The following is a 12444-nucleotide window of genomic DNA, read 5'->3' as shown; positions in this document are numbered from 1 at the left end:
TAATGTGGGCAAGTCAAAGTTGAAGCCCGGATTTTATAATAGGTCTTTCGCGACCACGTCCCGCGCGCGCCAGTTCGACTTTCCGAACCCGCGTTTGCCGGACGGCTCCTTGCACACTCTATGCCTTCCAAAGCCGTCAACGCGCAGTCCAGTTCTCCCATCGCGCTCGTGAAGCCGGGCCAGCGCTTCGTCTTCGACGGCGCCTCCGGCTCCGCCGATGCGCTCGCCATCGCGCGCTATCACGCCGCGTATCGCGAGAGTGTGCCGCTCTTGACGGTCGTGACCGCGGGCGCCGTCGATGCGCAGCGTCTCGCCGCCGAAATCCCCTTCTTCGCGCCGGACGCGCGCGTGCGGCTCCTGCCCGACTGGGAAACGCTGCCATACGACACATTCTCGCCGCACCAGGATCTCGTGTCCGAGCGACTCGCTACGCTGCACGATCTCGGCGAAGGCCGCTGCGACATCCTGATCGTGCCCGCGATCACCGCGCTCTATCGCATGCCGCCCGCGTCGTTTCTCGCGGCCTACACGTTCTCGTTCACGCAGGGCGAGCGCCTGAACGAAGCCAAGCTCAAGGCGCAATTGACGCTCGCGGGGTACGAGCACGTGAGCCAGGTCGTGCGACCGGGCGAATACTGTGTGCGCGGCTCGCTCATCGACCTGTATCCGATGGGCTCTGCGCTGCCCTATCGCATCGACCTGTTCGACGATCAGGTCGACTCCATCCGTGCGTTCGATCCCGACACGCAGCGCAGCCTCTACCCGGTGCGCGACGTGCGCCTGCTGCCGGGCCGCGAGTTTCCGTTCGACGAAGCCGCGCGCACCGCGTTTCGCAGCCGCTGGCGCGAAGTCTTCGAGGGCGATCCGAGCCGATCGCAGATCTACAAGGACATCGGCAACGGCGTGCCTTCGGCGGGCATCGAATACTATCTGCCGCTCTTCTTCGACGAAACCGCCACGCTCTTTCATTATCTGCCGCAAGGCTCGCAGCTCGCGTTCGTCGGCGACATGGACGCGGCGATCAAGCGCTTCACGAACGACACGAAGCAGCGCTACGACTTCCTCTCGCACGACCGCGAGCGGCCCTTGCTCGAACCGCGCCGACTCTTTCTGACGGACGACGATTTCTTCACGTTTGCCAAACCCTTCGCGCAACTGAAATTCCCGAGCACGCCGGAAGGCGGCTGGGCGGCGCCGCTGCCTGGCCTCGCTCTCGACCGTCATGCCGACGAACCGCTGCTCGCGCTGCGCCACTATCTGGAGCAGACGGAAAACCGCGTGATGCTCGTCGCGGAATCGGCCGGACGGCGTGAAACCATGCAGCAATTGCTCGCCGACAACGGCCTGCGCGGCGAATTGCGCGACACTTTTCAGGAATGGCTCGCGAGCGACGCCAAGTTCACGCTCGGCATCGCGCCGCTCGCGAACGGCTTCGCGCTGCCCGCGCAGAAGCTTGCGATCATCACCGAGACGGAGCTTTACGGGCCGCTCGCACGCCGCGCAGGAAGGCGTCGCCAGGAGCAGGCGAGCAACGTCGATTCGATGGTGCGCGATCTCGCCGAGCTGAAGGTGGGCGATCCTGTCGTTCATGCGCAGCACGGCATCGGCCGTTACATGGGCCTCGTGTCGATGGATCTGGGCGAAGGCGAAACCGAATTCCTGCATCTCGAGTACCAGAACGATTCGAAGCTGTATGTGCCGGTCGCGCAATTGCACGTGATTTCGCGCTACAGCGGCGCGGACCCGGAAAGCGCGCCTTTGCATACGCTCGGCTCCGGCCAATGGGAAAAGGCCAAGCGCAAGGCCGCGCAGCAGATTCGCGATACGGCCGCGGAACTGCTCAACCTCTACGCGCGCCGCGCCGCGCGCGAGGGCTACGCGTTCAAGCTCGAACCACGCGACTACGTCAAGTTCGCGGAGAGCTTCGGTTTCGAGGAAACGCCGGATCAGGCGGCGGCGATCGCGGCGGTGATCGGCGACATGACGAGCGGCAAGCCAATGGATCGCCTCGTGTGCGGCGACGTCGGCTTCGGCAAGACCGAAGTCGCGCTGCGTGCCGCGTTCATCGCGGTCATGGCGGGCAAGCAGGTCGCGATTCTTTCGCCCACCACGCTCCTCGCCGAACAGCACACGCAGACCTTCACCGACCGCTTCGCCGACTGGCCAGTGCGGATCGCCGAGCTGTCGCGCTTCAAGACCGGCAAGGAAGTATCGACGGCCGTGCAGCAGATCAACGAAGGCTCGGTCGATATCGTTATCGGCACGCACAAGCTCTTGTCGGGCGATGTGAAGTTCAAGCGGCTCGGGCTCGTGATCATCGACGAGGAACACCGCTTCGGCGTGCGTCAGAAGGAAGCGTTGAAGGCGTTGCGCGCCGAGGTCGACGTGCTCACGCTCACCGCGACGCCGATTCCACGCACGCTCGGCATGGCGCTCGAAGGCCTGCGCGATTTCTCCGTGATCGCGACCGCGCCGCAGAAGCGCCTCGCGATCAAGACCTTCGTGCGGCGTGAGGAAGACGGTGTGATACGCGAGGCGATGCTGCGCGAACTCAAGCGCGGCGGCCAGGTGTACTTTCTGCACAACGAAGTCGAGACAATCGAGAATCGGCGCACGATGCTCGAAGCGTTGGTGCCGGAAGCGCGCATCGCGGTGGCGCACGGCCAGATGCACGAACGCGAGCTCGAACGCGTGATGCGCGATTTCGTCGGCCAGCGGGCAAACGTGCTGTTGTGCACGACGATCATCGAAACGGGCATCGACGTGCCGAGCGCGAACACGATCCTTATGCATCGCGCGGACAAGTTCGGGCTCGCGCAGTTGCATCAGTTGCGCGGACGCGTCGGGCGTTCGCATCACCAGGCGTATGCGTATCTGCTCGTGCACGATCCGCAGTCGCTGACGAAGCAGGCGCAACGCCGGCTCGAAGCGATCCAGCAGATGGAAGAACTCGGTTCGGGCTTCTATCTCGCGATGCACGACCTCGAAATCCGGGGCACCGGCGAAGTGCTCGGCGACAAGCAATCGGGCGAGATTCACGAGATCGGTTTTCAGCTTTACACCGACATGCTGAACGACGCCGTGCGCGCGCTGAAGGAAGGCCGCGAGCCGGATCTGAACGCGCCGCTTGCCGCGACGACCGAGATCAACCTGCACGCGCCCGCCATCCTGCCCGCCGATTATTGCGGCGACGTGCAGGAGCGTCTGTCGCTGTACAAGCGGCTTGCGAACTGCGAATCGAGCGATGCCATCGACGGCATTCTCGAAGAGCTCGTCGACCGCTTCGGCAAGCTGCCGCCGCAGGCGCATGCGCTCGTGGAGACGCATCGGCTGCGGCTGGCCGCGAAGCCGCTCGGTATCTCGAAGATCGATGCGGCCGAGCAGTCCATCTCGCTGCAGTTCATTCCGAACCCGCCCATCGATGGGATGAAGATCATCGAGATGGTGCAGAAGCACAAGCACATCAAGCTCGCGGGACAGGACAAGTTGCGCATCGAGGCGCGCAGCCCCGATCTTGCTGTGCGGATTTCGACGGTCAAGGAGACGTTGCGGGCGTTGGGTGGGCCGGTGAGGCAGGCGGTTGCTGTGCGGTGATAGGGCTGGTTTGGTTTGTGTTCGTGGTGGTTTATTAGCGATGCCCCTCCGCGGGGCGGGGGTTGCTTTCTTTGCAGCAGTGTATAGACGGAGACATAGCTGCAAGGAAAGTGACTGCCGCCCGCACAGGGGCAGTGCTGATAGACCGCCACGCAAACGGGATCCGGCGAAACCCAAAACCCAAAACCCAAACGCCCCAAGGTGCAGGTCAGCACCCAAATTTGGGCTATGATCAAACTCTCCCCGCTGGAGTCAAAAAATGTCACAACCCGCCGATGCGGCGCATCCCAAAACTCAATCCACGACGGAAACGCCGATTTCCCTGCCGTGGATCGAACGGCTAGTCTCCATCGATACGGTCAGCCGCAATCCGAATCTCGGCCTTATCGAAACCGTGCGCGACGAGTTGCGGCACGCAGGCATCGAAGCGGCCATCACCAACGATCCGCGCGGCCAGTGGGCGAACCTCTTCGCCACGGTCCCGGCGCACGATGGCGCGACGAACGGCGGCATCGTGCTGTCGGGTCACACCGATGTCGTTCCGGTCGACGGTCAGGACTGGCAGAGCGATCCGTTCAAGCCCGAAGTCCGCGACGGCCTGCTCTACGGCCGCGGCTCGTGCGACATGAAGGGCTTCATCGGCGCGGCGCTCGCGCTACTGCCGAAGATGCAGTCGACGAAGCTCGCGAAACCCATCCACTTCGCGCTGTCCTACGACGAAGAAGTGGGCTGCGCCGGCGCGCCGCTGATGATCGCCGACCTGCAAAAACGCGGCGTGAAGCCCGACGGCTGCATCGTCGGCGAGCCGACGTCCATGCGCCCGATCATCGCGCATAAGGGCATCAACACGTATCACTGCTGCGTGCGCGGGTTCGCGGCGCACTCGTCGCTGACGCCCAAGGGCCTCAACGCGATCGAATATGCGGCGCGGCTCATCTGTCACATCCGCGATCTCGTCGACGAGTTCCGCGCGAAAGGTCCGTTCGACGAGCTCTACGACGTGCCCTTCACCACCGGTCAGACGAGCACGATCAAAGGCGGGAACGCGATCAACACGGTGCCCGCCGAATGCAACTTCGAGTTCGAGTTCCGCAATCTGCCGACCATCGATCCTGACCAGATCTTCAGACGCATCGAGTCGTACGCGCACGAAACGCTGCTGCCGAAAATGCTGAAGGAGCATGACAACGCAGCCATCGAATTCACGAAGCTCGCGTCCGCGCCGGGGCTCGACGCGACCGAGCAGGCGGCGATCACGCAGCTCGTGCGCGCGCTCACGCAAAATCAGGACAAGCACAAGGTCGCCTACGGCACCGAAGCGGGCCTGTTCGCCAATGCGGGCGTGCCGAGCATCGTGTGCGGTCCGGGCAATATCGAGCAGGCGCACAAGGCGAACGAGTACGTGTCGCTCGAACAGCTCGTCCAGTGCGAGGCGTTCCTCGGCAAGTTCATTCACAGCATGTCCGTCGAAGCACAGACTCGCTGACCTTTCAGAACAAAAAGCCATGTCCACTGCCACGCAGCATTCCGACAATACGATCGACGGCACGCCGATTCCGACGCTCGACGACATCGCCGGGCAGCACATGGCGCTCACGCCTTGGGTCGCGCGCACGCCGACCTTCGAGCGTCACGATTTTCCGACGCTCGAAGGCACGCCGATCACGTTCAAGTTCGAACTGCTGCAGGCGAGCGGCACGTTCAAGGCGCGCGGCGCGTTCTCGAACATCCTCGCGTTATCGGACAGTGAACGCTCGGCGGGCGTGACCTGCGTGTCGGCGGGCAATCACGCGGTGGCCGTCGCTTACGCGGCGCAGCGCATGGACGTGGGCGCGAAGGTCGTCATCATCAAGAGCGCGAGCCCGGCGCGGGTTGCGCTGTGCCGTCGCTTCGGCGCGGAAGTGGTGTTCGCGGAGAACGTTGCCGAAGCCTTCGATGTCGTGCGGCGCGTCGAAGCGGAAGAAGGACGTGTCTTCATCCATCCGTTCAACGGCTATCACACGGTGCTCGGCACGGCGACGCTCGGCTACGAGTGGACCTCGCAAGCGCCCGATCTCGACGCGGTAATCCTGCCGATCGGCGGCGGCGGCCTGGCCGCGGGCGTATCGACGGCGATGCGCCTCGCGAATCCGTCGCTGCACGTGTACGGCGTGGAGCCTGAAGGATCGGACGCGATGAAGCGCAGTTTCGAAGCGAATCACACGATCAAAATGGGCGCGATGCACGGCATCGCCGATTCGCTGATGGCCCCGCACACCGAGCAATACAGCTACGAGCTGTGCCGGCGGCATATCGACGAGATCGTGACCGTGTCGGACAGCGAGTTGCGGCACGGCATGCTGCAACTCTTCAGCGAACTGAAGCTCGCGGTCGAACCGGCTTGCGCGGCCGCCACCGCCGCCCTGCTCGGCCCGTTGCGCGAGCGTCTGCAAGGCAAGCGCGTCGGCGTGCTGTTGTGCGGCACGAACACCGATCCGGCGACCTTCGCGAAGCATCTGGCGAACGCCTGAAATGCGCGCGGCCCCGTACTGGGGCCGCGTTTTTCATTCGTGGTCGTCGGGCCTCACATCACGCCCGCGAGCCTTCTGCGCTCGCTGCGCTGCATGAAGGCATTCGCGCCGATCACGCCGATCGTCACGAGCGCGATGAACAAGGTCGCGAGCGCATTCATCTCGGGATTCAACCCGAGGCGCACCCGCGAGAACACGACGAGCGGCAGCGTCGTCGACCCGGGACCGGACAGAAACGCCGACAGCACCAGATCATCGATCGACAACGTGAACGACAGCAGCCAGCCGGCCACGAGCGCTTGCGAAATCAACGGCAGCGTGATCGAGAAGAACACGCGCAACGGCGTTGCGCCGAGGTCGAGCGCGGCCTCCTCCAGCGACGGATTCAACTCCCGCACGCGCGATTCCACGATGATCGCGACATACGAAATGCACAGCATCACGTGCCCGATCCAGATCGTGAAGAAGCCGCGATCGGGCCATCCGATGAGCTTCGCCATCTCGACGAACAGCAGCAACAGCGAAATGCCCTGAATGACTTCGGGGATCACGAGCGGCGCGTTGATCATGCCCGCGTAGAGCGTGAAACCCTTGAAGCGTCCCATGCGCGCCAGCACGAAACCCGCCCACGTGCCGATCACGACCGACGCGCACGCCGTAAAGAAGGCGATGCGCAACGACAGCCACGCGGCGTTGATCAGCTCGTCATCGGTGACGAGCGCGCGATACCACTTGAGCGACGGCTCCGTCCACACCGTGACGAGCGGCGAGTCGTTGAACGAATAGACGATGAGGCTCAAGATCGGGATATACAAAAACGCGAACCCGAGGCCGAGCGCGGTAATTTGCAACGGACGGCTGGGCCTGATCATCGCTTCTCCTCCAGTTGCTTCGCCTGGAAGTGCTGGAAGAGCGCCATCGGCACGAGCAGCAGCAGGACCATCGCGCAGGTGACGGCGGACGCCATCGGCCAGTCGGCGTTGTTGAAGAACTCGTTCCACATGACGCGGCCGATCATCAGCGTGTCCGCGCCGCCGAGCAATTCAGGAATCACGTACTCGCCCACCGCCGGAATGAACACGAGCAGACAGCCCGCGATAATGCCGTTCTTCGACAACGGCAACGTGATCTGCACGAACGCCTTCCACGGCTTGGCTCCTAGATCGTAGGCCGCTTCGAGCAAGGTCAGGTCCATCTTCACGAGATGCGCGTAGAGCGGCATCACGAGAAACGGCAGATACGAATACACCATGCCGATATACACCGCGATATTCGTGTGATACAGCTCGATCGGCGAATGCAGCAGGCCGGTCGACATCAGGAAATTGTTTAGCAGGCCGTTGTTCTTGAGAATGCCGATCCACGCATACACGCGGATCAGAAACGACGTCCAGAACGGCAGCATCACCGCCATCATCAGAATGTTGCGCGACGCCGGATTCGAGCGCGCGATGTAATACGCCATCGGATAGCCGATCAGGAGGCACAGCAGCGTCGACACCGCCGCGACCAGCAGCGAGTTCATGTAGGTCGCGAAGTACAGGCTGTCCTTGACGAGGAACGCGTAGTGCGCGAAGTCGAGCGCGATGTGCATCACGCCTTCTTCCATCGACACGAGATCCGTGTACGGCGGAATCCCGAGCTGGCTGTCCGAGAAGCTGATCTTCACGACGAGCAGGAACGGCACGAAGAACAGCATCAGGAGCCACAAATACGGCCCGCCGATGACGAGCGTGCGCCCTGACACGCGCATGCGGTCGAGCAGCTTCATCATGAGGTCAGCACCACGCCCGCGGACGCGCTCCAGCGCACGTAGACTTCGTCGTCGAACGTGGGCGAATCGATCTCGCCGATCGCGAGGCTCGACAGGTTCGCGACCACGACCTTGCCCGAATCGAGCGTCACGTGATAAAGCGTGTAGCCGCCCATATACGCGATATTCGTCACTCTGCCGCGGCCCCAGTTGTATGCGCCCTCGGGCGGCTTGCGCGTGAGCGCGATGCGTTCGGGGCGCACGGAGATCGTCACCGGCATGCCGAGCGGCCCGGTGATGCCGTGGCTTACATAAAGCCGCACCGGCAAGTCCTGCGATTCGACGAAGACGTGATCCGGCTCGTCTTCCACGACATTGCCGTCGAAGAGATTGGTCGAGCCGATGAACTGCGCCGAGAAGCGCGTGTTCGGGTATTCGTAGACTTCGTGCGGCGTGCCGAGCTGCACGATCTGCCCTTCGCTCATCACGGCGAGGCGATTGGCCATCGTCATCGCCTCTTCCTGATCGTGCGTCACCATGATGCAGGTGACGCCGACCTGATCGAGAATGTTGACGAGTTCGATCTGCGTGCGCTGGCGGATCTGCTTGTCGAGCGCGGACATCGGTTCGTCGAGCAGCAGCAGCTTCGGGCGCTTCACGAGACTGCGCGCGAGCGCGACACGCTGCTGCTGCCCGCCCGACAACTGATGCGGCTTGCGTTTGGCGAACTTCGCCATCTGCACGAGTTCGAGTGCGTTGTTCACGCGATCCTTAAGCTCGCCGCCCTTGACGCCTTCCTGCCTCAGGCCGAACGCGACATTCGATTCCACGCTCATGTGCGGAAAGAGCGCGTAGGACTGGAACATCATGTTCACCGGCCGTCTGTATGGCGGCATCTTCGCGAGATCTTCGCCGTCGATCAGGATCTGCCCTTCGGTCACGGGTTCGAGCCCGGCGAGCATGCGCAAAAGCGTCGACTTGCCGCAGCCCGAACTGCCGAGCAGTGCGAACAGCTCGCCCTTCTTCACCGACAGGTTGACGCCCCGCACGGCCGTCGTCTCGCCGAATTTCTTCACGACGTCGACGATCTGCACGAAGTTGTCGTCCATGCTCTGGGCCGATGGAGAAATGCCCGGCTCGCGCCGGCCGGAATTAGGCGCTGCCTTCAACGCGCTCGACTGCTCACTCATGATTGCCTGTTCGACTCCTTGCTTCATGCGATGCGATCACGAACAAAGCCCCCGGCGGTCCAGGGGCTTCGTCGATTCAAAAGAATAACCGGCTTTTGAGATTCATCGGCCGGACTTGAATTCCGTCCAGAGCCGCGTCTGCAGGCGCTGGATCTCGGGCGGCAGCGGCTTCAGCAGGAACAGCGTCTTGATGACGTCCTGCGGCGGATACACGGCCGGATCGTTCGCGACATCCTTGTCCACGTACTTGCGCGCTTCCAGATTCGCGCTCGGGTAGTAGACCGCGTTCGTGATCGCCGCGTGAACCTGCGGCGTCTCGATATAGTTGATCCACTCGTGCGCGGCGTCCTTGTTCTTCGCGTCCTTCGGAATCGCCATCACGTCGAACCACACGGGCGCGCCGCCCCTCGGAATGTAGTACTCGATCTTGAACGGCTTCTTCGCCTCGACCGCGCGATGCTTCGCGATCACGACGTCGCCCGACCAGCCGTAGGTAAAGCAGATGTCGCCGCCGACCATGTCGTTGATATAGCCCGACGAGTTGAACTGCGTGATGTACGGGCGAATCTTCTTCATCATCGCGAGCGCGTCGCGATAATCGGCGGGATTCGTACTCATCGGATCCTTGCCGATGTAGTGCAGCGCGGCTGCGAACATCTGGTCGGGCGCGTCGAGCACCGAGACGCCGCACGCCTTCAGCTTCGAGATGTTCTCGGGCTTGAAGAGGATGTCCCAGTTGTTCAGTTCCGCGTTCGCGCCGAGGATTTGTCTAGCCTTGTCGACGTTGTAGCCGAGGCCCGTCGTGCCGTAGGCCCAGGGCACCACGTACTTGTTGCCCGGATCCGCGCCCTCGACGAGTTTCATCAGGTCGGGATCGAGATACTTGAGGTTGGGCAGCTTCGACTTGTCGAGCGGCGAAAAGATATTCGCGGCGATCTGCTTGCCCGCGTAATTGCTCGTCGGCACGACGATGTCATAGCCGGAACGGCCGGTGAGGAGCTTTGCCTGAAGGGTGTCGTCGCTGTCGTAGTTGTCGTACTTCACCTTGACGCCGGTCTGTTTGGTGAAGTTGGGAATCGTGTCCTTCGCGATATAGTCCGACCAGTTGTAGACGTTCAACTGCGTGTCCTTCGCGAATGCCGCGAGCGGAGTCAGCATCGCGGCGCATGCCAGTGCGCCCGCCAGCTTGGCCGTGCGGCCCGCCAGTTTCTGGTTCATTTCGATTCTCCCTTGTTCCGACTTGTCACGGTGTCGCGCCGCGCCGGGCCGGCGCATGGTCCCATCGCCCGAACTGGCGCGTGACTCCCTTAAAACCCCGAAAACTACCATTAAACACATGCACGACAAAAAATAAAAAGCCGCTTGTCGCGCAAAATGGACACGCCCTTGCGCGACGCGGCAGCAGTCTTGCCAGGCGGGCCTCTCGACGGCTTCGCGCCACGCGCGCCCGGCAGGAAAGAGCGCGCATTTTAGCCCCTAAACGGCCCCGGCGGCACCTGATAAAACCACACTCGTCAAAAGGGAACGCGATCGCGTAATCCGGATGCAATGTCATCATTCGTGACCGGCCTCTGACGCCCGTGAATGGGCATGTGCGCCTGACGAATAGCCAGCGGAACAGTTGTTGCGAGCCAATTCGACGTGCGCCGCGAAGTGCGGCGTCTTCTGAACCGGCAACGCGCGCGAAAGACTGTACGGCGCCGCCGTTGCATCGCTATTCGAGGCTGCATCCCGCATGAACACCAATCCGTCAGTACTCGCCCAGCTTTCCGCCGCGCAATCCGACGCGAAGTCGCCCGCGGCAGGCCGCGAGGACCGCCAACGGGCACCGCGCCCGCACGGACGCTGGTATTCGTTCGCGGGCGCGGGCGCGCTCGTCGCCGTGGGTTACATGGACCCCGGCAACTGGGCGACGGCGCTCGCGAGCGGCGCGCGCTACGGCTATTCGATGCTTTTCGTCGTGCTGCTCGCGAGTCTGATGGGCATGCTGCTGCAATGGATCGCGTCGCGTGTGGGCGTCGTGACCGGGCGCGATCTCGCGCAGCTCTGCCGCGAGCGCTACAGCCGGCGCACGACGCTCGTGCTGTGGATCGCGTGCGAGATCGCGATCATCGCGTGCGACGTCGCGGAGGTCGTCGGCAGTGCGGTGGCGCTGCAACTGCTCTTCGGCTTCTCGCTCACTGCCGGCGTGCTGATCTCGGCGGTCGCGACTTTCGCGATGCTCGCGCTGCAAAGCCGCGGCAGGCGTCCGCTGCAGCGCGCGGTGACGGTATTGATCTTCTTCGTGAGCTTCTGCTTCGTGGTCGAACTCGCGCTGGCGCATCCGGTCTGGGGCGACGCGATGCGCGGCCTGGCGCCGTCGCGCGCGTTGCTGCGCGATGCCGGCATGCTCTGGCTCGCCGCGGGCGTGCTCGGCGCGACGGTTATGCCGCACAATCTTTATCTGCATTCGGCGCTCGTCAAGGAGCACGCGGGCGCGCGCGACGACGCGATGGTTGGCCGCGCGTTGCGTGGCGTGAACATCGACACGTTCGGCGCGCTCGGGCTCGCGTTCATCGTCAATGCGTCGCTATTGGTGGTCGCGGCGGCCGTGTTCCACGCGACCGGCCACACCGAAGTCAATGATCTCGCCGATGCACACCGGCTCATCGAGCCGCTCGTCGGCAGCCATTGGGCCGGTGTCGTGTTCGCCGCCGCCCTGCTCGCCTGCGGCCTGAACGCGACGGTGACCGGCACGCTCGCCGGCCAGGTCGTGATGGAAGGCTTCCTGCGGTTGAAGATGCCGCGCTGGGCCCGGGCGCTCTTGACGCGCGGCCTCGCGATCGGCCCGGCGCTCGTCGCGGTGACAAGCTTCGGACAGCACGGCTCGAACACGCTGCTCGTCGCGACGCAGGTCGTGCTTAGTTTGCAATTGCCGCTCGCGGTGATCCCGCTCGTGCGCTTCGCATCCGATGCAGGGCTGATGGGGCGATGGCGTGTCGCGCGCGTGCCCCTCGCGCTCGGGTGGGCGTGCGCGGGCGTGATCGTCGCGTTGAACGGTGCGATGCTGTGGCAGGCGGCGTTTTCAGGCTGATGCCGCGGATTTCGTGTCGATTTCGGGATCGCGGCGCGGCTTGCGTTGTCAGATGCTTTCGAACACCCGCCTCCGCCCCGAACAGGACACGAACCATATGGCTCAAGGCCCACGATCGATTGCCTTTTCCGACCGCGCACGCGCGCTCGCACTTCTTTTTGCCGCCTGCGGCGCATGCGGAGCGGCTCACGCGACCGTCGCGGTGCTGCAACCGGCGCGGGGGGGGGGGGGCGGGCCGCCCCGCGACGGGACGCTCCCCGACAACGCCCCCGCCCCCCCACCCCACCCCAACGAAGACACCACACCAATTACCTACAAAAACAC

The 12444-nt window shown here is 63.6% G+C and carries 8 protein-coding genes; 4 read left to right on the top strand and 4 right to left on the bottom strand.

Annotated features, from left to right (window positions below; genetic code table 11):
- Positions 1 to 120 precede the first annotated feature (120 nt).
- The 3 genes from mfd to NCS28_RS06655 all read left to right on the top strand — a co-directional run bounded on the left by mfd (position 121) and on the right by NCS28_RS06655 (position 6104).
- Positions 121 to 3594 carry a transcription-repair coupling factor gene (gene mfd, locus NCS28_RS06665; protein ID WP_250513079.1) on the top strand — a complete coding sequence of 1158 codons (3474 nt, stop codon included), beginning with the start codon at positions 121 to 123 and terminating at the stop codon, positions 3592 to 3594.
- A gap of 259 nt (positions 3595 to 3853) precedes the next feature.
- On the top strand, positions 3854 to 5080 hold the full coding sequence (argE, locus tag NCS28_RS06660; protein ID WP_250513078.1) for an acetylornithine deacetylase: 1227 nt from the start codon (positions 3854 to 3856) through the stop codon (positions 5078 to 5080).
- Between the two features lie 19 nt (positions 5081 to 5099).
- On the top strand, positions 5100 to 6104 hold the full coding sequence (locus NCS28_RS06655) for a threonine/serine dehydratase family protein (protein ID WP_250513077.1): 1005 nt from the start codon (positions 5100 to 5102) through the stop codon (positions 6102 to 6104).
- Between the two features lie 53 nt (positions 6105 to 6157).
- Here the strand turns inward: NCS28_RS06655 and NCS28_RS06650 are convergent, their stop codons facing one another.
- From NCS28_RS06650 to NCS28_RS06635, 4 genes are all read right to left on the bottom strand, one after another.
- Positions 6158 to 6973: an ABC transporter permease subunit gene (locus NCS28_RS06650; RefSeq protein ID WP_250513148.1), complete on the bottom strand. Its 816-nt coding sequence runs from the start codon at positions 6971 to 6973 to the stop codon at positions 6158 to 6160.
- The gene (locus NCS28_RS06645; protein WP_250513076.1) at positions 6973 to 7878 is read right to left on the bottom strand and encodes an ABC transporter permease subunit; all 906 of its coding nucleotides are present in this window, start codon (positions 7876 to 7878) and stop codon (positions 6973 to 6975) included. Before NCS28_RS06645 ends, NCS28_RS06650 begins: the two co-directional genes overlap by 1 nt.
- Positions 7875 to 9047: an ABC transporter ATP-binding protein gene (locus tag NCS28_RS06640; protein ID WP_502801157.1), complete on the bottom strand. Its 1173-nt coding sequence runs from the start codon at positions 9045 to 9047 to the stop codon at positions 7875 to 7877. Before NCS28_RS06640 ends, NCS28_RS06645 begins: the two co-directional genes overlap by 4 nt.
- 102 nt (positions 9048 to 9149) lie before the next feature.
- Positions 9150 to 10265 carry a polyamine ABC transporter substrate-binding protein gene (locus NCS28_RS06635; RefSeq protein ID WP_502801156.1) on the bottom strand — a complete coding sequence of 372 codons (1116 nt, stop codon included), beginning with the start codon at positions 10263 to 10265 and terminating at the stop codon, positions 9150 to 9152.
- Positions 10266 to 10782: 517 nt separating this feature from the next.
- Between NCS28_RS06635 and NCS28_RS06630 the strand changes: the two genes are divergently transcribed.
- Complete coding sequence (locus tag NCS28_RS06630) at positions 10783 to 12120, top strand: Nramp family divalent metal transporter (protein ID WP_250513075.1); 1338 nt, start codon at positions 10783 to 10785, stop codon at positions 12118 to 12120.
- Positions 12121 to 12444 lie beyond the last annotated feature (324 nt).

The organism is Caballeronia sp. INDeC2 (assembly GCF_023631325.1).
GTDB lineage: Bacteria > Pseudomonadota > Gammaproteobacteria > Burkholderiales > Burkholderiaceae > Caballeronia.
The sequence above is the reverse complement of the archived record's forward strand: the minus strand, read 5'-3'. Positions and strand labels throughout refer to the sequence as shown.

What these genes read in the sequence shown, in the direction of transcription:
- argE (WP_250513078.1), top strand. Translation starts at nt 3,854, where the DNA reads ATGTCACAACCCGCCGATGCGGCGCATCCCAAAACTCAATCCACGACG.
- mfd (WP_250513079.1), top strand. Translation starts at nt 121, where the DNA reads ATGCCTTCCAAAGCCGTCAACGCGCAGTCCAGTTCTCCCATCGCGCTC.
- NCS28_RS06630 (WP_250513075.1), top strand. Translation starts at nt 10,783, where the DNA reads ATGAACACCAATCCGTCAGTACTCGCCCAGCTTTCCGCCGCGCAATCC.
- NCS28_RS06655 (WP_250513077.1), top strand. Translation starts at nt 5,100, where the DNA reads ATGTCCACTGCCACGCAGCATTCCGACAATACGATCGACGGCACGCCG.
- NCS28_RS06635 (WP_502801156.1), bottom strand. Translation starts at nt 10,265, where the DNA reads ATGAACCAGAAACTGGCGGGCCGCACGGCCAAGCTGGCGGGCGCACTG.
- NCS28_RS06640 (WP_502801157.1), bottom strand. Translation starts at nt 9,047, where the DNA reads ATGAGTGAGCAGTCGAGCGCGTTGAAGGCAGCGCCTAATTCCGGCCGG.
- NCS28_RS06645 (WP_250513076.1), bottom strand. Translation starts at nt 7,878, where the DNA reads ATGATGAAGCTGCTCGACCGCATGCGCGTGTCAGGGCGCACGCTCGTC.